Origin of the sequence: Yoonia maritima (assembly GCF_003003285.1) — a bacterium.
In the GTDB taxonomy this organism is placed as follows: Bacteria; Pseudomonadota; Alphaproteobacteria; order Rhodobacterales; family Rhodobacteraceae; genus Yoonia; species Yoonia maritima.
Genome location: NZ_PVTP01000001.1, coordinates 105,693 through 130,606 on the forward strand (window position 1 = coordinate 105,693; position 24,914 = coordinate 130,606).

Genomic DNA, 24,914 nt, shown 5'->3' on the forward strand with positions numbered 1-24,914 from the left:
TAGATTTGGTGCACAAAGTTCGGCAATGAACGAGATTTTTACAGGTAGTTTCACCCAGCAAGAACCAATCCCTGCCGAAGGGATAGCTGCAGTGAACGTGGTTATGCAGCATGGGCGCCTGCATCGTTATAATACGGTGGACGGCGAAGTGGCCGAGGTCGCTTTGCTAGAGGAGGAATTCGCGGCCACTGTGGGCGCGAAATATTGTCTTGCAGTGGCGTCGGGTGGCTATGCGATGACGACTGCTTTGAGGGCATGTGGTGTCGGGCAGAGCGACCGAGTTTTAACCAATGCGTTTACCCTTGCCCCTGTGCCCGGTGCCATTGCTGCGGTGGGCGGGGTGCCCGTCTTTGTTGGCGTAACAGATGCGCTTGTGATCGACTTGGATGATTTGGCTGCCAAACTTGACCAAGCCAACGTACTGCTTTTAAGCCATATGCGAGGGCATATCTGCGATATGGAACGCCTGATGGCATTGTGTGACGCGGCTGGTGTGATTGTGATCGAAGATTGTGCGCATACGATGGGGGCATCGTGGAATGGCGTACCAAGCGGTCGATGGGGGCGTTTTGGGTGCTATTCGACGCAAACCTACAAGCACATAAATTCCGGTGAAGGTGGGCTGCTGATTTCCAATGATGCCGAAGGAATGGCGCGCGCAATCATGTTGTCTGGCAGTTATATGCTTTTTGACCGGCATCGCGCCGCGCCCGAACCCAAAGTGTTTGCTCAAATTAAGTATGAAACGCCAAATATCTCAGGTCGTATGGATAACCTGCGCGCGGCGGTATTGCGTCCTCAGCTAAGGCATCTGTCTGAACAAGCCGACAAATGGAACGCGCGCTACCGCGAGGTTGAAAGCGGACTGCGTGGTGTGCCGGGGTTAAGGCTGATTGATCGCCCGGAAAGCGAAAGTTTTGTCGCATCGTCATTTCAGTTTCTTTTGCTGGACTGGACAAGCGATGCGGTGAAGGATGTGATTCTACGCTGCGCGCGTCGCGGCGTGGAATTAAAGTGGTTCGGTGGTGCAGAACCCAAAGGGTTCACATCGCGCTACGACAGTTGGAAATACGCGCCAAGCACGCCGATGCCGCAAACAGATCGCGTATTGGCGGGTATCGTTGATATGCGATTGCCACTGACCTTTAGCATTGAAGATTGCGCGCTGATCGCGCGAATTATCCGCGCAGAGGTGAATAGGGTGTTTCAGGCGCAATGTTAACGGCGTAGTTCCGCCGTCCAACACATAAGGTCGAAATTCTGTCGCACTTCTGACTGAATTTGCCACTAACCGGTGCCAAAAGGGGAACTGAATGCCTTTTAGTTGGCCTACATTTGAACAAGCATTGTATCGGATCACACGGCTACGGCGCGTGATCTTTACGTCTGTTATTTTGGCCGGTTTGGTTCTTTTGCTTGTTGGTGCTTTGGATCCGACCACATTACCCATGCAGCGAGCTGCTAGTATCCTTTTGATCGTGAGCACGGTGATTATCGCACATGTGGTATTGTTTCCGAATGTTCCGCTCGAAGCTCTAAGTCTGTCGATTTCGATAAGCGGTTTCATGGCTGCTGTACCTTTGTTGAGTGTGCTCGGGAATTTTGCGCCGATGCCGTATCGCGATGCGGCTTTGGTACTGCTGATTGGTATGGGGATGCTGCTGGTTATCGTTGTCATGCTTGTTGCGCAGTTCTTAATCGAAGCAATTATCTACGTTGGCCCGGTGGTTCACTTTCGTCTAAAAACACATTTGGACGTTCCTTTCGCTGCATTTGTTGCAAGCCGGCAATTTGGTTTACGCCCAGATACGCGCCGTGGACGTGTCATGACGGGTAGCGCGGATGATAAGGGGTTTTTTGATGTGGCTGTGGTCTCGCAGCATGACTTAGACCCCGAAGACCCCACACAGCCAATGGTGGTGAAGCTAGACGCAAAGGTGCTAAAGTCCGACGTGTCAAACCACGAAGTCATGTTGGTACTTGCTGACGGCGCGGTGACTGTGACGTCGTATAGATTTGTCGCCAAAGACGATGGTTGTCAGGTTAAAATTACTGAAATACCCGGTGATTTCACACTTGGAATGCATGCTGTTTTTTGGCTGATGGACCAACAAACAGATAACTTGGTTGAAGTCGCCGAACTGTTGCAGGGTGGGCCAAGTTGCGCGAATGGCTTGTCGCATGCTGTATCGCTCCTTTCGATCGCCGGTATGATTTTATCCCCCCGGCAGCCTTTATTGGATTAAGCCTGCCTTTGTCCCCCTGATCTTATTGACCCTTCTTAGGGGCAGGGGTATGCAGCAGATAGCTATATTTAGGTGTGCGTAGACGCATGCTGTGCCAAAAAGGACCCGCTATGCAGGAAATGCTTGCTGAATATCTGCCGATCATGATTTTTCTGGGGCTGGCGGTCGCGTTGGGATTGATCCTGATTCTTGCGGCGGCGATTGTTGCGGTGCGTAACCCTGACCCTGAAAAAGTGTCGGCTTATGAATGTGGGTTTAACGCGTTTGATGATGCGCGGATGAAATTCGACGTTCGGTTTTACCTCGTTTCGATCCTGTTCATTATCTTTGATCTCGAAGTTGCGTTCCTGTTTCCGTGGGCTGTCGCATTCAAGGACATCAGCATGGTCGGTTTTTGGTCAATGATGGTGTTCTTGGGCGTTTTGACCGCAGGCTTTGCTTATGAGTGGAAAAAAGGCGCGCTCGAGTGGGAATAACCTAACTCTGTCGTTGGAATTTTTGAATGCCGGTTGCAATTGCGATCGGCATTTTTGTCATGATGTGCGACGTTCAATGCCGCCATGCACATTATCGGTTAAATTCAGCGCTATTCGTTGGAAACTGATCTGATTGATAGGCTGTAAGCGGCTGTGCTGTCTTGACCTTAGGGGGGACCAAGCGTAGTTCCTAACTTGCAAAAGGTAGGCCCTTGGTCTGCATGGTAACTGATAAGGAAAGACGCACTTATGGGGATCGCCACCGGCCCGAACGATGCGGGCGCCGACAAGGAAGCTGCCACCCAGACCCTTAATCGCGAATTGCAGGACAAGGGTTTCCTTGTGACCAGCACCGCAGATATGATTAATTGGGCGCGCACCGGATCACTGCACTGGATGACCTTTGGTCTTGCATGTTGCGCCGTGGAAATGATGCACACGTCTATGCCACGCTATGATCTGGAAAGGTTTGGCACAGCGCCGCGGGCTTCCCCACGTCAATCTGATCTGATGATCGTTGCTGGTACGCTGACCAACAAAATGGCGCCGGCGCTGCGCAAGGTTTATGACCAGATGCCCGAACCGCGTTACGTGATTTCTATGGGATCATGCGCAAACGGCGGCGGCTATTATCACTATAGCTATTCAGTTGTACGTGGTTGTGATCGCATTGTGCCTGTTGATGTCTATGTGCCGGGTTGCCCGCCAACCGCCGAAGCACTGTTGTACGGTATCTTGCAGCTGCAACGCAAAATTCGCCGGACCGGGACGATCGTGCGCTAAGGCGCGTGCTGAAAGGAAATAATATGACCGAAGCACTCAATGAACTCGGCGCTCTTTTAGAAGCCAAGCGCAACGACTGCGTCCTGTCGTGGGAAGTCACCCATGATGAGCTGACCGTCACTGTCGCACCGTCCTCGCTTGTTACGTTTGTGGAGTTTTTGAAAACCGATCAGGCCTGCAAATTTTCCAGCCTTGTCGATATCACGGCAGTTGATTACCCAAGCCGGGCAAAGAGGTTTGACGTCGTTTACCACTTTCTTAGCATGTATCAGAACCATCGCATCCGACTGCGCGTTCAGATTCGCGAAGATGAAATGATGCCGTCAATTTTGTCAGTTCACCCTAGTGCGAACTGGTTTGAGCGTGAGATTTTTGACATGTTCGGGATTCTGTTTTCTGGGCACCCAGATTTGCGCCGCATCCTGACAGACTATGGTTTCCGCGGATATCCGCTGCGCAAGGATTTCCCGACAACGGGTTACACCGAAGTGCGCTATGATGAAGTGCAAAAACGCGTCGTTTATGAACCAGTGAAGCTGGTCCAAGAATACCGCCAGTTCGACTTTATGTCACCATGGGAAGGGGCCCAATACATCCTGCCTGGTGATGAAAAAAAAGAGGAGGCGAAGTAATATGATGGACGGGAATATCCGTACGAATACGTACGATGACGGTTCTACTGACGCCGCGACGGACGAACAGCAAATTCGTAATTTCAACATCAATTTTGGCCCGCAACACCCTGCGGCCCACGGTGTGTTGCGCTTGGTTCTGGAGCTAGACGGAGAGATTGTTGAGCGTTGCGATCCACATATCGGGCTGCTGCACCGTGGCACTGAAAAGCTGATGGAAAGCCGCACTTATCTGCAGAACCTGCCGTATTTTGATCGGTTGGATTATGTGGCGCCGATGAACCAAGAACATGCTTGGTGTCTTGCGATTGAAAAGCTGACAGGCACCGAAGTGCCGCGTCGCGCATCGTTGATCCGCGTGCTCTATTCTGAAATTGGCCGTGTGCTAAACCATTTGTTGAACGTCACGACACAAGCGATGGATGTTGGCGCGTTGACCCCGCCACTGTGGGGCTTTGAAGAACGCGAAAAGTTGATGGTGTTTTACGAGCGTGCCTGCGGTGCCCGTTTACACGCGGCTTACTTCCGTCCGGGGGGGGTACACCAAGATCTTCCTGATCAACTGATCGAAGACATTGATACTTGGGCTGTTGAGTTCCCTAAAATTCTTGCCGACATTGACGGGCTGCTAACAGAGAACCGCATTTTCAAACAGCGTAACGCTGATATCGGCATCGTCACCGAAGAAGACATCCAAGAATGGGGTTTTTCTGGTGTGATGGTGCGCGGGTCGGGCCTTGCTTGGGATTTGCGCCGTTCACAGCCTTATGAGTGCTATGACGAATTTGAATTCCAAATTCCGGTTGGTAAAAACGGCGACTGCTATGACCGTTATCTGTGTCGCATGGAAGAAATGCGTCAATCCACTTCGATTATCCGTCAGGCCTGCGAAAAGCTACGCCATGAAAAGGGTGATGTGATGGCACGCGGTAAGATGACCCCGCCAACGCGCGGCGAAATGAAGACATCGATGGAGTCTTTGATCCATCACTTCAAACTATACACCGAAGGTTTCCACGTACCTGCAGGCGAAGTTTACGCTGCCGTCGAGGCACCTAAAGGTGAGTTTGGCGTCTATCTGGTCGCTGACGGATCAAACAAACCTTACCGCGCAAAACTGCGTGCGCCGGGTTTCTTGCATTTGCAGGCGATGGATCACGTGGCCGGTGGTCACCAACTGGCTGATGTTGCTGCGATTATCGGTACGATGGACGTCGTATTTGGTGAGATCGACCGCTAATGGGTTCGATCACGGTTGATATTTGGCTGCTGATGCTTGGTGCCGTTTCTGGCATAGCTGGTGGGCTTGTTGCGCGTGGCCGTGGTCGGTTTGTAAAATCTGCGATTGCTGGTGCAATTGCTGTGTTTCTGGTGACGTTGCTACGTGGCCAACTTTGAACCGCTTAGCGGATATTGGAAGGAATAGAAGACATGAAGCGTAAACTGATCGGTCTTTCGTTTGTTGTGCTTTCGGCCTGTACTGGCGGAACGTTTCAAGTGCCTGATTTTCGTCCTGATACTACGCCAGCGCCTGTGCCGGTTATTGCGCCTGTGGTTAATCCGCTGTCTGCCAAAGAACGGTTTGTCACCACAGTTGAACAAAACGGCTGTGTTGTGAACGAAAGCAACTCTTCCATCGTTCTTGCCGATGCGACGTTATCTGTCGAAGATCTGGGCCGCATCATGAACGAACTGAAAGCCGAAGGACGAGGGCAGGTTGCTGCCGATCAGCGGTCGTTTGAAATTATTTCCGCGAAGTGCCCATAATGGAATCCGTCAGCATGATTAATAATATCGGCCTGCCGGGCCTGCTGCTTTTGTTAGGTGGCCTTAATCCTGGTGGGATTGTTCCCACCACCTTGTTTGCACTGACCACATCAGCCGCCGTAATGACTGGGATAAACTAATGCTACGCCGCCTATACCACGAACAACCAGCCACGTTTGCATTTACGCCTGATAACCAAAAATGGGCCGAAGCGCAGACAAAAAAATTCCCCGAAGGGCGTCAGGCTTCCGCCGTGATCCCGCTATTGTGGCGCGCCCAAGAGCAAGAGGGATGGTTGACCCGCCCTGCAATTGAACACATCGCCGAGATGTTGGACATGGCCTATATTCGGGTGCTTGAGGTCGCGTCGTTCTACTTCATGTTCCAATTGCAGCCTGTGGGTTCGATCGCACACATTCAGGTTTGCGGCACGTTGTCGTGTATGATCTGTGGTGCAGAAGATCTGATTGGTGTCTGTAAAGACAAGATCGCTGACAAGGCGCATACGTTATCTGCTGATGGTAAATTTTCTTGGGAAGAAGTCGAATGCCTTGGTTCATGTGCGAACGCACCTATGGCCCAAATCGGCAAAGACTATTACGAAGATTTGTCCGCGGCACGTCTTAGCGAAATCATTGATGAACTAGCTGCAGGGCAGGTACCTGTGCCGGGGCCACAAAACGGTCGTTTCGCGGCCGAGCCGCTTAAGGGCCTGACGTCGTTGCGCGGCTATGACAGCGGAAAGACCAAGTATAACGCAAGCGTGCAGGCTGCTGTTGATATCGGTGACACGGTCAAGCGTATCGATGGCACCGAGGTTCCGCTATTGACGCCATGGATTAATGACGGCAGCGCTGCCCCTCAAAAGCCGAAAGCTGCTGACAAACCCAAAGCTGCGAAACCTGCGGCGAAGAAGCCGATCGATAAGACGGGTATCACGAAACAAGAAGCCGTCGCGAAATCGAAGGGTAAGCCGGAAGTGCAACCCGCACCGGCTGCAGACGTCGCAGAGAAAAAGCCACGGACAATGAAGGCACCACGCAAAGCAGGTGCCGATGATTTGAAACGCATTAGCGGTGTCGGTCCAAAGCTAGAGGGCGTCTTGAACGAACTTGGCTTTTGGCACTTTGATCAAATCGCAAAATGGACAGACGCAGAGGTCGTTTGGGTTGATAGCCGGTTGAAGTTTAAAGGCCGTATTGTGCGCGATAACTGGACTGCACAAGCTGCTGAGCTCGCAACGAAAGGCTAAGAACGCGGCGATTGGGTCGCATATTTGGCCTAATCGCTTGATTTTTCGACCTTTGCGATAAAATGTTTAGGTTTTTTCATCCTGACGGGTAATTGTTTCGGGAAGCGCGGTTCGGGAATGCCGAAATTGGCCGTGCTTTGACGAAACAGGACGGCGTCGGCGTGCTGCCGTCCGAGGGAGACTGAAAAGATGAACGAAGCAAAACCTATTACCACGCGTATGATTGCGATTGCGGCCTGTTTTGGCGGTGTTCTGGCTCTGCTCTTGCTGATTTTTAGCAAGCTTGGCTTTTTGGGCGCACTTTTGATTGGTTTGATTGTTGCAGCGATTGTTCTTGTTGTCCTGATGTTCGGCTGGGCCGACGCATTCATAAAGCCCGTTGAGCCACCAGCGTCTGCTGCTGCGACTCCGGAAACGACGCCTGCACCAGAAATGGCACCTACTCCGATTGTGGAACCTATTACGGCTTCACCAATTGTTGAACCAACGACAGAGGAGGTCGCGCCAGCGCCTGAACCTGTTGTTGAGCACGCGCCTGAACCGGCTATAGAAGCAGCGCCAGTTGCCGAACCAGAACCAACCCAAGCGGACCCAGTCGAAGAAGCGCCTGTCGCTGTTGCGGCAGAAGACGCCGGAAAACCTGTTGCACTAAAGGCTGCACGTGAAGGTGGGGCGGACGATCTGAAAAAGATCAAAGGCGTTGGTCCAAAGCTTGAAGCTATGCTCAACGGTATGGGAATTTACCACTTTGATCAGGTTGCATCATGGGGTGCGTCGGAACAAAAATGGGTAGATGAAAATTTGCAGGGCTTTAAGGGTCGTGCAACCCGTGACAAATGGGTAGAACAAGCCAAGACACTGGCGGCTGGCTAAGCCATCAGGTAAAGAAAACGAAAGGCGGCGTCGCAAGGCGCCGTTCCACACATGAGCCAAAAAACAGATGAAAAACAGGCAAAGGCCGGACAACGCACCGCGTTGATTCTTGCCGGAACTGGTGCTTTATGGATTTTGGCTACATGGGCGGGGTCACATTTCGGTTGGTCCATTCGGACACGCGCGTTATTTGACCTTGCAGCACTCGCTGGTTTTGGCTTTGCGCTGTGGCAGACATTTCAACTCTGGCGCGCGCGCCAGAACGACAAGGGCGAAAGCTGATGCTCAAAGACGAAGACCGTATTTTCACCAACCTTTATGGTATGCACGAGCGTACCTTGGCAGGCGCACAAGCACGTGGTCATTGGGATGGTACAGCCGCTATTATCAAAAAAGGGCGTGACTGGATCGTAGACGAGATGAAAGCCTCGGGCCTGCGTGGTCGTGGCGGTGCGGGCTTCCCGACTGGTTTGAAGTGGTCGTTCATGCCTAAAGAAAGCGATGGTCGTCCGTCTTATCTTGTCGTCAACGCCGACGAATCTGAGCCCGGTACATGTAAAGACCGCGAAATCATGCGCCACGATCCGCACACGCTGGTTGAAGGTTGCTTGATCGCGTCTTTCGCGATGAACGCGCATGCCTGCTATATCTATATCCGTGGCGAATACATTCGCGAACGCGAAGCGCTGCAAGCCGCCATTGACGAAGCATATGCTGCTGGTCTGGTTGGTAAGAACGCTGCGAAATCCGGTTGGGATTTCGACATTTACCTGACCCATGGGGCAGGGGCCTATATCTGTGGTGAAGAAACTGCGCTGCTAGAAAGCCTTGAAGGCAAAAAAGGTATGCCGCGGATGAAGCCGCCATTCCCTGCTGGTGCTGGTCTTTATGGCTGCCCGACAACTGTGAACAACGTCGAATCAATCGCTGTAGTACCGACGATCTTGCGTCGCGGTGGTGGTTGGTTCTCTGGTATTGGCCGCGCGAACAATGCAGGGACGAAGCTGTTTGCGATCTCAGGTCACGTGAACAATCCATGCGTCGTCGAAGAGGAAATGGGTATCACCTTTGAAGAGCTGATCGAAAAGCACTGCGGTGGTATAAAGGGCGGCTGGGATAACCTAAAGGCTGTGATTCCTGGGGGTTCATCAGTTCCAAACGTACGCGGCGAAAATATGCGCGATGCGATTATGGACTTTGATGGCCTGAAAGAAAAAGGGTCCTCGTTGGGGACTGCTGCCGTGATTGTAATGGATCAGTCAACTGACATGATCAAAGCGATCTGGCGTTTGTCAAAATTCTACAAGCACGAAAGCTGTGGTCAGTGCACGCCTTGTCGCGAAGGTACCGGCTGGATGATGCGCGTTATGGAGCGTTTGGTAAAAGGTGATGCATCGGTTGAAGAAATCGATATGCTTTTTGATGTGACCAAACAGGTTGAGGGCCACACAATTTGTGCGCTTGGTGATGCGGCCGCATGGCCAATTCAGGCTCTTATCCGGAATTTCCGGGACGATATTGAAGACCGGATTAAACATAAACGTATTGCGGGGATTGCTGCAGAATGATCATACGCGGAGTAATGTTAGGAGCAGCTTTAAGTCTTGCTGCATGTGCAACGGGACCGGGCGCAGCGCGTTCGTTCGATGATCCGGCGGTGCAAAAGCTATATAACATGTCGACACCACTGTATTATGCGACGCTTAAGGTTGCGAACGATGTTGCGCGCAGCTGTCCTCGTTATCGCTATGATGCGATCTTGGATGCGGAGTTGAATGAAAAACGCAACGAAGTCGGCCGGGGTTCGCTGTCTGCCATTCCGTTGCGTGTCGCTATTGAAACTGAAACAGGTGTGAGCGAGCGTAGCTTTGTCGCAAAACACGGCGTTGAGCTAACGGGTGCTGATCTTTGTGGCGCCGCTGACGCCGAAACGCTTGAAGGTACTGCACTAAGCGCGCTTTTGGTGCCGGTCTAAACGCCAATGGCATTTCGCAATATTCTTGATGGGGCCGCCAGTTTCTGCGCGGCCCTTGTCACGCTGACCGTTTGTGGCTTGCCTGCGTGGTTTACAGTTGTCGCTGTGCGGTCCGAAGTTGCGCCAATTTGGGCGTATGGTGCGGCCGCTGGGCTTGCGATCATTGGGGTGATTTTGACCGTCGCCTTTTTGCGTAAGTCGTTTGCAGGGATTGCTCCAACACGCCAACGTAGGCGTTGATACCCATGCGTAAGCGGGGATCGTTCGGCGTTTTGTCACCTAAAATCCCCCGTTGATATTGAATAACGTCGCGACAAACACACATTGAGGTTCAGCTAAGCGCATGAATCGCCTTCGCCTCATAGGAGAGACCGCATGACGAAAACATCAGGGATTGTCGCTGCAATTACTATTGCTGTCACTGGCATGGTTAGCCCTTTAGCCGCGCAAACACCGCTGAAGGATGTCGCTGAGGTGCGCAACGGTATTATCTATGTTGGTATGGCATATGAGATTTCGCGCAAATGTGATGACATCGGTGCGCGCACTTGGCGTGGGTTGAATTATCTTCAATCTCTGAAGCGGCGCGCAAGTGACTTAGGGTATTCGGATGCTCAGATAGATGCCTATGTTGATGATGACGCTGAAAAAGATCGTTTAGAAAGCATCGCACGGCAGCAACTTAGGCAGCTCGGAGTCGTTCCTGCAGAGCCCGCGACATATTGCGCCGTAGGACATGCGCAAATCGCTGCAAATACGCGCGTAGGCTGGTTGTTGCGCTAACACGCAGAATTTGACATGAAATTTGGCGTCTTTTTTGCCAAACCGACTGGCATCATGTTCCCGGTCGCGCTAGAACGCGTCCAACGCGGTCCCACCTCATATCGTTGGGGAAGGCGCGAACGGGAATATAAAGGCACGCCATGTCTGATCTACGCAAAGTCGTCATTGATGGAACTGAGGTCGAAGTTGATGGGGCGATGACCCTGATTCAGGCCTGTGAAGAAGCTGGGATCGAAATCCCGCGTTTCTGTTATCACGAACGTTTGTCGATTGCGGGTAACTGCCGCATGTGTCTGGTCGAGGTCGTAGGCGGCCCACCAAAGCCTGCTGCGTCATGTGCAATGCAGGTGCGCGATTTACGCCCCGGCCCAGAAGGCCAGCCGCCAGTTGTGAAAACCAATTCGCCCATGGTCAAAAAGGCCCGTGAAGGCGTGATGGAATTCTTGCTGATCAACCACCCTCTTGATTGTCCGATCTGTGACCAAGGTGGCGAATGTGATCTTCAGGATCAGGCGATGGCATATGGTGTAGACTTTAGCCGTTTCCGTGAACCAAAGCGCGCGACCGACGATCTGGATCTTGGCCCGCTTGTTGAAACCCATATGACGCGCTGCATTTCCTGCACACGCTGCGTACGTTTCACGACCGAAGTAGCAGGCATTTCGCAGATGGGTCAGACTGGCCGCGGCGAAGATGCTGAAATCACCAGCTACCTTGGAGAGACGCTTGATTCTAATTTGCAGGGTAACATCATCGACCTTTGTCCCGTTGGCGCGCTGGTGTCGAAACCATACGCATTTACGGCCCGCCCATGGGAACTGACAAAAACCGAATCTATCGACGTTATGGATGCGCTTGGTTCTAACATCCGCGTTGACACCAAAGGCCGCGAAGTGATGCGTATCATGCCGCGGAACCACGACGGTGTGAATGAAGAGTGGATTTCAGATAAAACACGTTTCGTTTGGGACGGCCTGCGTCGCCAGCGTTTGGACACGCCATATATTCGTGAAAACGGCAAACTGCGCAAAGCAGGTTGGGGCGAGGCATTGACTGCTGTCGCTGCGGCGATGAAGGGTAAAAAACTTGCTGGTCTTGTTGGCGACCTAGCACCTGTCGAAGCGACCTTTGCGTTGAAGCAATTGATTGAAGGGCAGAGTGGTATTGTTGAAAGCCGTATTAACGGTGTGAAACTGCCTGCTGATAACCGCTCTGCCTATGTTGGTACTGCGGCGATCGAAGACATTGATGATGCAGAAATGATTCTGCTGATTGGCACTGATCCTCGTCTTGAGGCACCAGTGCTGAACGCCCGTATTCGCAAGGCTTGGTCAAAAGGCGCAAAAGTTGCCCGTATCGGCGAAGCCACTGCCCTTACTTATGATGTCGAAGAATTGGGAACTGATCGCGCTGCGTTGGAAAAACTGGCAGCGATGGACCACTCGGACAAACAGGGCGTTCGCGGTGTTGTCATCATCGGGCAGGGCGCATTGAACGAAGTCGATGGCGAGGCCGTTCTGGGTCAAGCTATGAAGGCAGCCGGCAAAGCGGGCGCAAAGTTCATGGTGCTGCACGCTGCGGCATCACGTGTTGGAGCGCTTGATGTTGGTGCCGTTGCCGAAGGTGGCATGGACGCCGTTTCAGACGCAGAAGTTGTTTATAACCTTGGCGCGGACGAGGTGGATATCGCCCCCGGTGCATTCGTGATCTATCAGGGTTCACATGGTGATCGTGGTGCGCACCGCGCCGACATCATCCTGCCGGGCGCCGCCTACACCGAAGAAAACGGATTGTTTGTAAACACCGAAGGCCGTCCGCAGCTTGCGCTGCGCGCCAGCTTCCCACCGGGTGAGGCAAAGGAAAACTGGGCAATCTTGCGGGCGCTGTCCGCAGAATTAGGGGCGACCCTGCCGTTTGATAGTTTGGCGCAGTTGCGTCAGGCGATCGTCGCGGCGCATCCGCATTTGGGTCAGATTGACGAAGTCACGGAAAATGAATGGAAACCGATCCCGGTCAAAAAACCGGGTAAGGCGGATTTCAAGTACGCAATCACGGATTTCTACCTGACAAACCCAATCGCACGCGCGTCTAGCCTGATGGCTGAACTGAGTGCGAACGCCAAAGCACGGAATAATCCTGCGATGGCGGCGGAGTAAGACGGGGCTTGCCCCATGAATTTCGGCCCCTTGGGCTGGTACCTGCGGCGTGACATAAATACGCGCTGCATCAAAATGAGCACCGCCCAAAACGGTGTGAGGGAATAAAGATGGTCGAGTTCTTCACCAATACCAACCTTGGGATCGTTCTTGTGATCTTGGCGCAGTGTTTGCTGGTTCTGATCCCCCTGCTGCTGGCGCTGGCGTTTTTGATGTACGGCGACCGCAAGATCTGGGCTGCGGTTCAGATGCGCAAAGGGCCAAACGTCGTTGGTGCATTCGGTTTGCTGCAATCATTTGCCGATTTCTTGAAGTATATCGTCAAAGAAATCGTCGTGCCTGCGGGTGCAGACAAGTTCGTCTTTTTCCTCGCGCCGATGATTTCTTTTGTCCTCGCCGTTGTTGCTTGGTCGGTCATTCCGTTTAACGACGGTTGGGTTCTGTCTGATATTAACGTCGCGATCCTGTTCGTCTTTGCTGTTTCCTCGCTCGAGGTTTACGGCGTGATCATGGGTGGTTGGGCGTCTAACTCGAAATACCCATTCCTTGGCTCATTGCGGTCTGCCGCGCAGATGATTTCTTACGAAGTCTCACTTGGCCTGATCATCATCGGTGTGATTATCTCGACCGGTTCTATGAACTTTGGCGACATCGTTGCGGCCCAAGACGGGAAGGGCGGATTGTTCAGCTGGTACTGGGTTGCGCACTTCCCAATGCTGTTCCTCTTCTTCATCTCTGCGCTGGCCGAAACCAACCGCCCACCATTTGACCTTCCCGAAGCGGAATCAGAATTGGTTGCGGGTTATCAGGTTGAATACTCATCCACACCATTCCTGTTGTTCATGATCGGCGAACTGATGGCCGTGGTGCTGATGTGCGCTCTGATTTCACTACTGTTCTTTGGTGGATGGTTGTCACCGCTGCCGTTCTTGCCGGATGGCATCCTGTGGATGATCCTGAAGATGGCAATGTGTTTCTTCATGTTCTCGATGGTAAAGGCGATAACACCACGCTACCGCTATGACCAACTGATGCGGATCGGCTGGAAAGTATTCCTGCCACTGTCACTGGCTTGGGTTGTTTTAGTGTCGTTCCTCGCAAAATTTGAAGTACTCGGCGGCTTCTGGGCCCGCTGGACGATGGGAGGCTGATATGAGCCAAATGGATTACACCCGCGCAGTAAAGTATTTCCTGCTTCAGGATTTCTATGTCGGTTTTAAATTGGGCCTGAAGTACTTCTTTTCGCCCAAAGCGACGTTGAACTACCCGCATGAAAAGGGGCCGTTAAGCCCTCGTTTTCGTGGTGAGCATGCTTTGCGTCGTTATCCAAACGGCGAAGAGCGGTGTATCGCTTGTAAACTCTGCGAGGCGGTTTGCCCTGCGCAGGCGATCACTATTGATGCGGAACCTCGTGATGATGGTTCACGCCGTACGACACGTTATGACATCGACATGACCAAATGCATCTACTGCGGTTTCTGCCAAGAAGCCTGCCCAGTTGATGCGATTGTCGAAGGTCCGAATTTTGAATTTAGCACCGAAACCCGCGAAGAACTTTATTATGATAAAGAGAAACTGCTGGAAAATGGTGACCGTTGGGAAGCTGAGATTGCGCGCAATCTCGAACTCGACGCGCCGTATCGGTAGGGGACAAGACAATGGGCGCTTGGGGCGTAGGATCACTCGACAATGACGGCAGCCAAGATTGGCTAACGGATTTTAACGAATTCGGAGCATCTGCTGCATCTGATATTCTTGACGCTTGCTCAGACGCAATCGCCAGTGGGTATGTCGAAAGCGACATCGGCTCTGCGATTGTTGCATTGGCCGAAGTTGTTGTCGCAGCGCTTGGTAAACCGGATGAGGATCTGGCTGACCAACTTGAAGAACCCGTTGAAAATCACAAAGATGCGTTGTTGGACATTGATAATGTGCAGGCTCGTACAAGCGAGGCGTTGGAAGCACTGACCGCCGACGCCGACAGCTCTGAGCTATATGATCTTTGGCAAGAGGCGGATGAGCTTGAGCAATGGCTGTCCCAGATCAGTGCATTACGTACGAGGTTAGACGCGGCATGAGTGATCAAAACCCATTTGAAGCCATGATGAAGATGGGGCAGGACTGGGCCAAATCGATGAATGTCGATATGGATGCATTTACGCCAAAAGGTTTTGAAAACCTATGGCCGACGATGTCCAAAGAAACGATGGAAATGTTCTTTGGCAAGGGCGTTAACCCTGAAGGGCTTGATGCAAAGACGCGTCTTTTGTTGACCCTTGCCGGGTTGACCGTTTTGGGTGCGCAGGCTGAAGCACAAATCAGGCTGACAGTTCGGCATTTGACCGAAGCAGGTGCCACGAAACAGGAAATCGCTGAAACGATCGCCCAGATGGGTATGTTTGGCGGTGTACCTGCAATGAATAAGGCCATGGAATTGGCCAACGAAGTGTTGGAAAAGGACGAAACCGCATGAGTGTTTTCGCGTTCACATTTTATCTGTTTGCGATCACGACGGTCGTGGGTGGGTTGTTTACCGTCATCAGCCGGAACCCAGTGCACTCTGTGCTTTGGTTGATCCTTGCATTCCTGTCATCGGCGGGCTTGTTCGTGACCCTTGGCGCAGAATTCGTCGCGATGCTGTTGATCATCGTTTACGTTGGGGCGGTCGCAGTACTTTTCCTATTTGTTGTCATGATGTTGGACGTCGACTTTGCCGAACTAAAGGCGGAGATGGCGAAATACATGCCACTGGCTTTGTTGATCGGGATCGTGATCATCATGCAGCTGGCGCTGGCATTCGGCGTCTGGGGCTTTTCTGACGGTGTTACCGACCGTGTTGCGGCACCGCAGGGTGACGCGAATAACACTGCGGCCCTCGGGATGCTGATTTACGACAAATACATCATGCTCTTCCAATTGGCTGGTTTGATCCTGCTGGTTGCGATGATCGGGGCGATCGTCCTGACATTGCGCCACCGCGTGGACATCAAACGCCAGAATGTGATCGCGCAAATGCACCGTGATCCAGCGAAGGCAATGGAACTCAAAGACGTAAAACCGGGGCAGGGGCTATGATTGGACTTGAACATTATCTCGCAGTGGCTGCTGCGCTATTTGTCATCGGCATCTTTGGTCTTTTCCTGAACCGAAAGAACGTGATCATCCTGCTGATGAGCATTGAATTGATGCTGTTGGCGGTGAACATCAACTTTGTCGCGTTCTCAAGCTATCTGAATGATCTGGTTGGTCAGGTCTTTACGCTATTCGTTCTGACCGTTGCCGCCGCCGAGGCCGCGATTGGTCTGGCTATTCTGGTCTGTTTCTTCCGTAACCGCGGAACCATCGACGTTGAAGACGTCAACGTGATGAAGGGCTAACGCAAATGGAAACCACCATCCTTTTTGCCCCATTAGTGGGCGCGATTATTGGCGGCTTTGGTTGGAAGCTGATCGGCGAGACCGCCGCGCAGTGGATCACCACAGGCTTGCTGTTCCTTGCGGCGTTTCTGTCGTGGATCGTGTTCCTAACGTTCGACGGCACGACCGAGACAATCCACATCCTGCGTTGGATCGAAAGCGGCACACTGTCGACTGATTGGTCGATCCGTATGGACCGTCTGACCGCGATCATGTTGATCGTGATCACGACGGTTTCTGCGTTGGTGCACCTCTATTCATTCGGCTACATGGCCCATGATGAGCATTTCAGCGAAGGTCAGAACTACAAGGCCCGCTTCTTCGCGTATCTGTCCTTCTTTACCTTTGCGATGTTGATGTTGGTGACTTCCGACAATCTTGTTCAGATGTTCTTTGGCTGGGAGGGCGTGGGCGTCGCATCATACCTGCTGATCGGTTTCTACTACAAAAAACCGTCTGCTGGTGCAGCTGCGATCAAAGCGTTTGTTGTGAACCGTGTCGGTGACTTTGGTTTCGCGCTAGGTATCTTTGCACTGTATATGATGACCGACAGCATCCGCTTTGATGACATCTTTGCTGCAGTGCCGCAGCTAGCGGAACAAAACCTGCACTTTCTTTGGAGAGACTGGTCCGCAACGAACCTGATTGCGATGCTTCTGTTCATCGGTGCGATGGGTAAATCTGCGCAACTGATCCTACACACTTGGTTGCCTGACGCGATGGAAGGCCCGACGCCTGTGTCAGCGCTGATCCACGCTGCGACCATGGTTACTGCGGGTGTCTTCCTTGTTTGCCGTATGTCACCGCTGATGGAATACGCGCCGGAAACGACGAACTTCATTGTGTTCCTTGGTGCGACGACTGCATTCTTTGCTGCGACTGTTGGTCTGGTTCAGAACGACATCAAACGCGTCATTGCGTATTCTACCTGTTCACAGCTGGGCTATATGTTCGTTGCTGCGGGCGTTGGTGTTTACTCGGTCGCGATGTTCCACCTGCTGACGCACGCGTTCTTTAAAGCGATGTTGTTCCTTGGCGCGGGCTCTGTGATCCACGCGATGCACCACGAACAAGACATGCGGAACTACGGTGGTCTGCGCAAAAAGATCCCTTACACATTCTGGGCGATGATGATCGGTACGCTTGCGATCACAGGTGTTGGTATTCCGCTAACGCACTTTGGTTTCGCTGGCTTCTTGTCCAAAGATGCTGTGATCGAAAGCGCATACGCAGGTACTTCTGGTGGTTATGCCTTCTGGATGCTGGTTATTGCGGCATTCATGACAAGCTTCTACAGCTGGCGCCTGATGTTCATGACGTTCTACGGCGAAGCACGTGGCGACAAGCATACGCATGACCACGCGCATGAAAGCCCGAAGGTAATGCTGATCCCATTGGGTGTTCTTAGCCTTGGTGCGATCTTTTCTGGGATGCTTTGGTACAACTCGTTCTTTGGTGATCACCATAAGGTCGAAGTGTTCTTTGGGATTTCGGATGCGGAACTGCATGTCGAAGACGCTCACGGCGAAACTGATGACTACGCAGTCGCAACTGATACACATGCCGAAGTCGACGATCACGCGGTTGCAGATGAACACGCATCGGTGCCCGGTAAGGGCGCGATCTTTATGGCCGATAATAACCATGTAATTGATGACGCGCACCATGCACCTGTTTGGGTGAAGGTATCGCCATTCGTTGCGATGATCCTTGGCTTGGCTTTGGCTTATCTGATGTACATTCGTCGCCCCGATCTACCGGCCAAATTGGCCAAGCAGCAGGCGCCGCTTTACAACTTCTTGCTCAACAAATGGTACTTTGATGAGCTGTACAACTTTATCTTCGTTCGTCCAGCAATGGCGATCGGGCGGTTCCTGTGGAAGCAGGGCGATACAAAACTAATCGACGGTGGGATTAACGGTTTGGCAATGGGCATCATTCCATTCTTCACAAAGCTCGCAGGACGTGCGCAGTCTGGCTATGTGTTCACTTATGCGCTGGCAATGGTCATAGGGATTGCGGTGCTGCTGACCTGGGTCACGATGACCGGGGGGGCAAACTAATGGGCAACATTCTATCGCTGACCACGTTTATCCCGCTATTGGGTGCTGTCATCCTTGCGCTTTTCCTGCGCGGTGATGACGCTGCCGCCCAGCGGAACGCCAAATGGGTCGCCATGGTGACCACATTGGTTACATTCCTGACTTCGCTGTTCATCTTGTCGAACTTCAACCCTGACGACACTGGGTTCCAAATGGTCGAGACACGGTCTTGGCTTGCTGGCTTGCAGTATAAGATGGGTGTTGATGGTATCAGCATTCTGTTCGTTATGCTGACTACATTCCTGATGCCGCTTGTTATTGCGTCCTGCTGGAACGTCACAACACGCGTCAAAGAATACATGATCGCTTTCCTGATCTTGGAAACTTTGATGCTAGGCGTGTTCATGGCGCTTGATCTGGTGCTGTTCTACCTGTTCTTCGAGGCCGGCCTGATCCCGATGTTCCTGATCATCGGCATCTGGGGTGGTAAAAACCGGATCTATGCATCCTTTAAGTTCTTCCTATACACCTTCCTTGGCTCAGTGCTGATGCTGGTTGCGATGGTTGCGATGTTCTCGCAAGCGGGCACCACAGATATTCCGACACTGATGACATTCACGTTCGGGTCTGAAAACTTCAGCATCCTTGGCGTCCAGATCGTTGGTGGTATGCAGACCCTGCTATGGCTCGCGTTCTTTGCAAGCTTTGCCGTGAAAATGCCAATGTGGCCTGTGCACACATGGTTGCCAGATGCGCACGTTCAGGCGCCGACAGCTGGTTCGGTCGTGCTGGCGGCAATCCTTTTGAAGATGGGTGGTTACGGTTTCCTACGCTTCAGCCTGCCAATGTTCCCAATCGGGTCCGAGGTAATGGGGCCGCTGGTTCTATGGCTGTCCGCAATCGCGATCGTCTACACGTCGCTGGTCGCACTCGTCCAAGAAGACATGAAAAAGCTGATTGCGTATTCTTCTGTAGCCCACATGGGGTACGTGACGATGGGGATCTTTGCTGTGAACCAGCAGGGGATCGACGGTGCGATTTTCCAGATGATCAGCCACGGCTTTATCTCTGGCGCGTTGTTCCTGTGTGTTGGTGTGATCTATGACCGCATGCATACACGTGAAATCGACGCTTACGGTGGTCTGGTTAATCGGATGCCTGCATACGCGCTGATCTTTATGTTCTTCACGATGGCAAACGTTGGTCTGCCTGGCACATCTGGCTTTATCGGCGAATTCTTGGTTCTGGTTGGTATCTTCCAAGTGAACACTTGGGTTGCTGCTATCGCGACAACGGGTGTTATCTTCTCGGCGGCTTATGCGCTGTGGCTGTACCGCCGCGTTGTGATGGGTGACCTGATCAAGGAAAGCCTGAAGACAATCTCTGACATGACTAAGCGTGAAAGGGTGATCTTTGTCCCACTGGTTGTCATGACCCTGCTGCTGGGTGTTTACCCAGCACTGGTTCTGGACATCATCGGGCCAAGCGTTGCTGCGCTGGTTGAAAATTACGAAACGGCTGTGGCGGGGTTTGAAACCGTCGGCCAAGTTGCGTCGCATTAAGGAACGGATGACATGATTTCCGCAGATATCCAAATCGTCATGCCTGAAATCCTGCTGGCAGTTTATGCCATGCTGGCCCTTCTTGGCGCTGTTTACACAACTAAAGACAAGATGGCGTCACTGCTGACTTGGGTGACTTCTGGTTTGTTTGTTTTGCTGGCCCTTTGGATCGGCATGAACGGGCAGGGCACACAGACAGCCTTTGACGGCATGTTCAACGACGACGCTTTTGCGCGTTTTGCTAAGGTCACAATCCTGCTGTCCGCTGCAGCGGTACTCGTGATGTCCGAAGCCTATATGAAACGCCGCGGTCTGCTGCGTTTTGAGTACCCAATTCTGGTTGCACTTGCTGTGGTCGGGATGATGGTCATGGTGTCAGCTGGCGACCTGATGGCGCTTTACATGGGGCTAGAGCTGCAATCGCTTTCACTCTACGTCGTGGCGTCGCTGCGCCGTGATAGCGTGAAATCAACCGAAGCAGGTCTGAAGTACTTTGTTCTGGGTGCGCTTTCATCTGGTCTACTGCTGTACGGTGCATCGCTGACCTACGGTTTCGCAGGTACGACACTATTCAGCGGCATCATCGAGGCAACTGCACATCACCCATCACTGGGTCTGTTGTTCGGGATCGTCTTCTTGCTGGCCGGTTTCGCTTTCAAAGTATCTGCAGCACCATTCCACATGTGGACTCCAGATGTTTACGAAGGCTCGCCAACGCCGGTAACTGCGTTCTTCGCGACTGCACCAAAGGTTGCTGCGATGGCATTGTTTGCGCGCGTTGTGCATGACGCGTTCGGCGATATCGTTAGCGAATGGCAGCAAATCGTGGCGTTCTTGGCTGTTGTTTCCATGTTCCTTGGCGCGATTGCAGCGATCGGTCAAAAAGACATTAAACGTCTGATGGCTTACTCTTCTATCGCGCATATGGGCTTTGCCTTGATGGGCCTTGCTGCTGGTACTGCGCTGGGTGTGCAGGCGATGCTGATTTACATGGCGATCTACGTCACCATGAACGTTGGTACATTCGCGTTTATCCTTGGGATGGAGCGAGATGGTCGCCCGGTTACGTCGATTGAAAGCCTTAAGATGTATTCAAAGCGTCAGCCGCTACGCGCGCTTGCAATGCTGGTGCTGATGTTCAGCCTTGCTGGCGTGCCGCCAATGGTTGGCTTCTTCGGTAAATTTTATGTGTTGCGTGCAGCATATGACGCGGGCCTTGGCTGGTTGGCTGTGGTTGGCGTGATCGCATCTGTTATTGGTGCGTTCTACTATCTGCGCATCGTTTACTACATGTACTTCGGCGAAGAGACTGACGCGCTTGACGGTAAGATGAACCCAGTTCTTTGGACATTCCTGATGGCCTCTGCACTGATTATGCTTGTTGGCGTCGTGAACCTGTTCGGAATCGAACCAATGGCCGCTAGCGCGGCAGCAGCGCTTGTCAACTGACGGTACACACGCGCATTGGCCTACGGGCTATGGGCGTGTGATCCACGATAGTGTGGATAGCACAATGGCCGAGGCTGCGCGCCTCGCGCTAACTTTAGAACAACCCACTTGGATTATGGCCCGCACCCAAACCGCTGCACGCGGTCGGCGCGGTCGTCCATGGATCGTTCCCGCCGGAAACTTAAACACGACTTTGGTTTTTAAACCGGGCTGTAGCCCGGCCGACGCGGCAAAGCGGTCTTTCCTTGCCGCGAACGCGCTTCAAGCCGCACTTGCGATTTATGTCCAACCAGAAAAACTTGCGCTGAAGTGGCCTAATGATGTGCTGCTTTCGGGCGGTAAGGTCGCGGGCATTTTGCTTGAAAGTAGCGGGCAGGGTGGAGTTGTTGACTGGCTGTCGATTGGGATCGGCGTGAATTTGGCCCATACACCGGACGGCGTGACAGACGCGGCCTTTGCCCCAACGAGCCTACGTGCCGCTGGTGGCTGGGATGTAGTCCCAGAAGATTTTCTATCTGTTCTTGCTGATGCCTACGCCACGCAAGAAGAGAAGCTGCGGACGATCGGTTTTGCAGGTATCCGCGACGACTGGTTATCCAAGGCTGCACGGCTAGGAGAAGTCATCACCGCTCGTACGGCGCGCGAAGAAATTACAGGACTGTTTGAAACGGTCGATCTGGATGGCAATCTTGTTTTGCAAACAGCGCAAGGGCCGCGGGTTATTCCCGCTGCCGATGTCTATTTCTGATAAGGGGACGCTTCATGCTTTTGGCAATTGATTGCGGCAATACCAATACCGTGTTTTCGATCTGGGACGGCAAATCGTTTATTGCGACTTGGCGTACCAGCACCGAGTGGCAGCGTACAGCGGATCAATACTATGTCTGGCTGTCCACGCTGATGGAATTCCAAAAGATCGACGTGGCCATCAACGAGGTGATCATCAGCTCTACAGTGCCGCGCGTGGTGTTTAACTTGCGCGTGTTGTCGGATCGGTATTTCAATTGCAGACCTTTGGTCGTCGGCAAACCTGATTGCCTGCTGCCCCAACCACCACGCGTTGACGAAGGTACACAAGTTGGCCCCGACCGCGTGGTTAACGCCGCTGGCGCATTTGATCGCCACAGTGGCAACCTGATCGTCGTCGATTTCGGCACCGCGACCACCTTTGATGTTGTGGACACTGACGGGGCCTATGTTGGAGGTGTCATCGCACCGGGCGTGAACCTCAGCCTTGAGGCGCTGCACAATGCGGCAGCTGCCTTGCCACATGTCGACATTTCGAAACCTCAACGCGTTGTGGGCACAAATACTGTTGCCTGCATGCAATCGGGGGTCTTTTGGGGTTACATTGGCCTAGTCCGCGAGATATGTGCGCGGATCAAAGCAGAACGTGGCGTCCCGATGCAGGTCATCGCGACCGGGGGGCTTGCGCCTTTGTTCCAACAGGCCGAAAACCTGTTCGACGCGTTTGAAGACGACCTGACGATGCACGGCCTGACCGTGATCCACAAATACAACAAGGATAACACATGACCGACCGCCTGATTTACCTGCCTCTTGGGGGCGCCGGCGAGATCGGCATGAACGCTTATGTCTACGGATATGGCGCGCCGGGTAAGGAACGGCTGATCGTGGTCGATCTGGGCGTGACATTCCCTGATATGGACGGCACGCCGGGCGTTGACCTGATCCTGCCAGACATTGCGTGGCTTGAGAAACGCAAATCCCAGATCGAAGGTATCTTCATCACCCACGCGCACGAAGACCATGTCGGCGCGATCGGGCACTATTGGGAACGTCTGGGTGCGCCGGTTTATGCGCGTCCGTTCACCGCGAATATTGCACGGCGCAAGCTGAGTGAACATGGTTTGCCGGACAGCGTTGTAAACGTCGTTGATGTCTATCCACAAGTTATTGATTGCGGCCCGTTCAAAGTCTCCTACCTGCCAATCAGCCACTCTATTCCGGAAAGCGCTGGCTTGTTGATCGATACGCCTGACGGCCGCGTGCTGCATTCGGGTGATTTTAAGATCGACGAAACCCCAGTGGTCGGCGACCCATGGAATGCGGCGCTTTGGGAAGAAGTCTCCAAAGACGGTGTTAAGGCGCTTGTCTGCGATAGTACGAACATCTTTTCCAATGCAGAAGGCCGGTCCGAGGCCACAATCGGTGATGCAATCGCTGACATGATGAAAGAGGCGACAGGGATGGTCGTTGCGACAACCTTCGCTTCGAACATCGCACGTTTGAAAACGCTGGCAATCGCCGCGCAAAAAGGCGGCCGCTCTGTCGTGCTGCTTGGCCGTGCGATGCGCCGCATGGTAGAAGCCGCCACCGAAGTGGGCATCCTGAAGGGCTTCCCGCCAGTTGTATCGCCCGAAGACGCGCTGAACATGCCGCGTGAGAACGTGATGCTGTTGGTGACCGGATCCCAAGGCGAACGCCGTGCCGCATCCGCGCAGCTTGCCCAAGGGTCATATCTGGGCTTGAAGCTAAAGGAAGGGGACACCTTCCTGTTCTCATCAAAAACTATTCCTGGGAATGAGCGTGGTGTAATCCGCATCATGAACCAGCTGTCTGAACTGGGCGTTGACGTGATCGACGATGCGGGTGGCAAATACCACGTGTCGGGCCACGCGAACCGCCCTGATCTGGAAACCATGCACCAGATCGTAAAGCCGCAAATCTTGATCCCAATGCATGGCGAACACCGTCACCTGCGCGAACATGTGAAGGTTGGTAATGCAGCTGGGCTTACGGGTATCGTGGCTGTCAACGGTATGATGATCGACCTGTCAGGCAACGCGCCTAGGGTCGCTGAATACATCGACACAGGTCGGACATATCTCGATGGCACAGTGCAGATCGGCGCAATGGATGGCATCGTGCGCGACCGCATCCGCATGGCGTTGAACGGGCACATGATTGTGACGCTCATCATCGACGAAAACGACGAACCACTAGGCGATCCATGGGTCGAAATCTCTGGGCTTGCCGAAACCGGCCGCAACAACGCAGCCTTGGTCGAAGTCGTCGAAGAAGACCTGAGCCAATTCATCAACCGGGCCAACGCCAAAACTTTGCGTGACGAGGTAAAGCTGGAAAAAGAGCTTAGAACAATCGCACGCCGTTCCGCTCAAGGCGAGATCGGGAAAAAGCCGGAAGTGACGGTGATTGTCAGCCGGTTGGGCTGAGTTTGTGAAGTGGGTGGGTTAAAACCCACCCTACGGTCATTGGTCAGCCGTAGCCTAGAATAGTTTAGTAGTGATGCAGATTCTAATTTAGTTGCAACAGGCCAAGCAAAATCGCGACCCGTATGTTCGGACCATGTGAGGTGAACTCGGAAGAATAGATCTTCTAAGCTCATATGGGCAACGATCACATCGTCGGTGCAATCTGATTTTGCGACAATAACGAGTTAGTCTAGATGTTGCGCGAGTAAATGAGACTGCCCAACTTCATTTCTAAGTTGACTGGTCAGACGCATCGACAAATCGGT

Annotated in this window: 29 protein-coding genes; all 29 read left to right on the top strand. The window is 52.9% G+C overall.

Going from position 1 to position 24,914, the window contains the following annotated elements:
- The first annotated feature begins 25 nt into the window (after positions 1 to 25).
- The 29 genes from CLV80_RS00480 to CLV80_RS00610 all read left to right on the top strand — a co-directional run bounded on the left by CLV80_RS00480 (position 26) and on the right by CLV80_RS00610 (position 24,609).
- Positions 26 to 1,222 carry a DegT/DnrJ/EryC1/StrS family aminotransferase gene (locus CLV80_RS00480; protein WP_106353623.1) on the top strand — a complete coding sequence of 399 codons (1,197 nt, stop codon included), beginning with the start codon at positions 26 to 28 and terminating at the stop codon, positions 1,220 to 1,222.
- A gap of 91 nt (positions 1,223 to 1,313) precedes the next feature.
- Positions 1,314 to 2,246, top strand: coding sequence for a hypothetical protein (locus CLV80_RS00485; RefSeq protein WP_106353625.1), 933 nt, complete (start codon positions 1,314 to 1,316; stop codon positions 2,244 to 2,246).
- Positions 2,247 to 2,356: 110 nt separating this feature from the next.
- Entirely contained in the window at positions 2,357 to 2,722 is a 366-nt protein-coding gene (locus CLV80_RS00490; protein WP_106353627.1) for an NADH-quinone oxidoreductase subunit A, read from the top strand.
- Positions 2,723 to 2,971: 249 nt separating this feature from the next.
- Entirely contained in the window at positions 2,972 to 3,505 is a 534-nt protein-coding gene (locus tag CLV80_RS00495; protein WP_106353629.1) for a NuoB/complex I 20 kDa subunit family protein, read from the top strand.
- Positions 3,506 to 3,528: 23 nt separating this feature from the next.
- Positions 3,529 to 4,137, top strand: a complete 609-nt coding sequence (locus tag CLV80_RS00500; protein ID WP_106353631.1) for an NADH-quinone oxidoreductase subunit C — start codon at positions 3,529 to 3,531, stop codon at positions 4,135 to 4,137.
- Between the two features lies 1 nt (position 4,138).
- The gene (locus CLV80_RS00505; protein ID WP_106353633.1) at positions 4,139 to 5,377 is read left to right on the top strand and encodes an NADH-quinone oxidoreductase subunit D; all 1,239 of its coding nucleotides are present in this window, start codon (positions 4,139 to 4,141) and stop codon (positions 5,375 to 5,377) included.
- Positions 5,377 to 5,535: a hypothetical protein gene (locus CLV80_RS18340; protein ID WP_165793280.1), complete on the top strand. Its 159-nt coding sequence runs from the start codon at positions 5,377 to 5,379 to the stop codon at positions 5,533 to 5,535. The genes CLV80_RS00505 and CLV80_RS18340 overlap by 1 nt, the downstream gene beginning before the upstream one ends.
- 33 nt (positions 5,536 to 5,568) lie before the next feature.
- On the top strand, positions 5,569 to 5,904 hold the full coding sequence (locus tag CLV80_RS00510; protein ID WP_243394334.1) for a hypothetical protein: 336 nt from the start codon (positions 5,569 to 5,571) through the stop codon (positions 5,902 to 5,904).
- A 14-nt stretch (positions 5,905 to 5,918) separates the two neighbouring features.
- Entirely contained in the window at positions 5,919 to 6,044 is a 126-nt protein-coding gene (locus CLV80_RS18740; RefSeq protein ID WP_279338287.1) for a hypothetical protein, read from the top strand.
- Entirely contained in the window at positions 6,044 to 7,156 is a 1,113-nt protein-coding gene (locus CLV80_RS00515) for an NADH-quinone oxidoreductase subunit E (RefSeq protein ID WP_106353636.1), read from the top strand. The genes CLV80_RS18740 and CLV80_RS00515 overlap by 1 nt, the downstream gene beginning before the upstream one ends.
- A gap of 189 nt (positions 7,157 to 7,345) precedes the next feature.
- Complete coding sequence (locus tag CLV80_RS00520) at positions 7,346 to 8,029, top strand: helix-hairpin-helix domain-containing protein (protein ID WP_106353638.1); 684 nt, start codon at positions 7,346 to 7,348, stop codon at positions 8,027 to 8,029.
- Positions 8,030 to 8,080: 51 nt separating this feature from the next.
- Positions 8,081 to 8,311, top strand: a complete 231-nt coding sequence (locus CLV80_RS00525) for a DUF5337 domain-containing protein (RefSeq protein ID WP_106353640.1) — start codon at positions 8,081 to 8,083, stop codon at positions 8,309 to 8,311.
- A complete protein-coding gene (gene nuoF, locus CLV80_RS00530; RefSeq protein WP_106353642.1) occupies positions 8,311 to 9,597 on the top strand; it encodes an NADH-quinone oxidoreductase subunit NuoF in 1,287 nt (428 codons plus the stop codon). The genes CLV80_RS00525 and nuoF overlap by 1 nt, the downstream gene beginning before the upstream one ends.
- Positions 9,594 to 10,004 carry a hypothetical protein gene (locus tag CLV80_RS00535; protein WP_106353644.1) on the top strand — a complete coding sequence of 137 codons (411 nt, stop codon included), beginning with the start codon at positions 9,594 to 9,596 and terminating at the stop codon, positions 10,002 to 10,004. The genes nuoF and CLV80_RS00535 overlap by 4 nt, the downstream gene beginning before the upstream one ends.
- Positions 10,005 to 10,010: 6 nt before the next feature.
- The gene (locus CLV80_RS00540; RefSeq protein WP_106353647.1) at positions 10,011 to 10,244 is read left to right on the top strand and encodes a hypothetical protein; all 234 of its coding nucleotides are present in this window, start codon (positions 10,011 to 10,013) and stop codon (positions 10,242 to 10,244) included.
- 135 nt (positions 10,245 to 10,379) lie between these two features.
- On the top strand, positions 10,380 to 10,787 hold the full coding sequence (locus CLV80_RS00545) for a DUF5333 domain-containing protein (protein ID WP_165793281.1): 408 nt from the start codon (positions 10,380 to 10,382) through the stop codon (positions 10,785 to 10,787).
- 140 nt (positions 10,788 to 10,927) lie between these two features.
- Entirely contained in the window at positions 10,928 to 12,943 is a 2,016-nt protein-coding gene (gene nuoG, locus CLV80_RS00550; protein WP_106353650.1) for an NADH-quinone oxidoreductase subunit NuoG, read from the top strand.
- A gap of 110 nt (positions 12,944 to 13,053) precedes the next feature.
- Positions 13,054 to 14,094 (top strand): NADH-quinone oxidoreductase subunit NuoH, encoded by a 1,041-nt coding sequence (gene nuoH / locus CLV80_RS00555; protein WP_106353652.1) that lies wholly within the window; start codon positions 13,054 to 13,056, stop codon positions 14,092 to 14,094.
- A 1-nt stretch (position 14,095) separates the two neighbouring features.
- Positions 14,096 to 14,590 (top strand): NADH-quinone oxidoreductase subunit NuoI, encoded by a 495-nt coding sequence (gene nuoI, locus CLV80_RS00560; RefSeq protein WP_106353654.1) that lies wholly within the window; start codon positions 14,096 to 14,098, stop codon positions 14,588 to 14,590.
- A gap of 11 nt (positions 14,591 to 14,601) precedes the next feature.
- Complete coding sequence (locus CLV80_RS00565) at positions 14,602 to 15,021, top strand: DUF4259 domain-containing protein (RefSeq protein WP_106353656.1); 420 nt, start codon at positions 14,602 to 14,604, stop codon at positions 15,019 to 15,021.
- Positions 15,018 to 15,416 carry a carboxymuconolactone decarboxylase family protein gene (locus CLV80_RS00570; RefSeq protein ID WP_106353658.1) on the top strand — a complete coding sequence of 133 codons (399 nt, stop codon included), beginning with the start codon at positions 15,018 to 15,020 and terminating at the stop codon, positions 15,414 to 15,416. The genes CLV80_RS00565 and CLV80_RS00570 overlap by 4 nt, the downstream gene beginning before the upstream one ends.
- Entirely contained in the window at positions 15,413 to 16,018 is a 606-nt protein-coding gene (locus tag CLV80_RS00575; protein WP_106353660.1) for an NADH-quinone oxidoreductase subunit J, read from the top strand. Before CLV80_RS00570 ends, CLV80_RS00575 begins: the two co-directional genes overlap by 4 nt.
- Positions 16,015 to 16,320 carry an NADH-quinone oxidoreductase subunit NuoK gene (nuoK, locus tag CLV80_RS00580; protein ID WP_106353662.1) on the top strand — a complete coding sequence of 102 codons (306 nt, stop codon included), beginning with the start codon at positions 16,015 to 16,017 and terminating at the stop codon, positions 16,318 to 16,320. Before CLV80_RS00575 ends, nuoK begins: the two co-directional genes overlap by 4 nt.
- 5 nt (positions 16,321 to 16,325) lie before the next feature.
- The gene (nuoL, locus tag CLV80_RS00585; RefSeq protein ID WP_106353665.1) at positions 16,326 to 18,422 is read left to right on the top strand and encodes an NADH-quinone oxidoreductase subunit L; all 2,097 of its coding nucleotides are present in this window, start codon (positions 16,326 to 16,328) and stop codon (positions 18,420 to 18,422) included.
- Complete coding sequence (locus CLV80_RS00590; RefSeq protein ID WP_106353667.1) at positions 18,422 to 19,963, top strand: NADH-quinone oxidoreductase subunit M; 1,542 nt, start codon at positions 18,422 to 18,424, stop codon at positions 19,961 to 19,963. Before nuoL ends, CLV80_RS00590 begins: the two co-directional genes overlap by 1 nt.
- A gap of 12 nt (positions 19,964 to 19,975) precedes the next feature.
- On the top strand, positions 19,976 to 21,412 hold the full coding sequence (gene nuoN / locus CLV80_RS00595) for an NADH-quinone oxidoreductase subunit NuoN (protein WP_106353670.1): 1,437 nt from the start codon (positions 19,976 to 19,978) through the stop codon (positions 21,410 to 21,412).
- On the top strand, positions 21,402 to 22,160 hold the full coding sequence (locus CLV80_RS00600; protein WP_106353672.1) for a biotin--[acetyl-CoA-carboxylase] ligase: 759 nt from the start codon (positions 21,402 to 21,404) through the stop codon (positions 22,158 to 22,160). The genes nuoN and CLV80_RS00600 overlap by 11 nt, the downstream gene beginning before the upstream one ends.
- A 14-nt stretch (positions 22,161 to 22,174) precedes the next feature.
- Positions 22,175 to 22,948, top strand: coding sequence for a type III pantothenate kinase (locus CLV80_RS00605; RefSeq protein ID WP_106353674.1), 774 nt, complete (start codon positions 22,175 to 22,177; stop codon positions 22,946 to 22,948).
- The gene (locus CLV80_RS00610) at positions 22,945 to 24,609 is read left to right on the top strand and encodes a ribonuclease J (RefSeq protein WP_106353676.1); all 1,665 of its coding nucleotides are present in this window, start codon (positions 22,945 to 22,947) and stop codon (positions 24,607 to 24,609) included. Before CLV80_RS00605 ends, CLV80_RS00610 begins: the two co-directional genes overlap by 4 nt.
- The last annotated feature ends 305 nt before the right edge of the window (positions 24,610 to 24,914 follow it).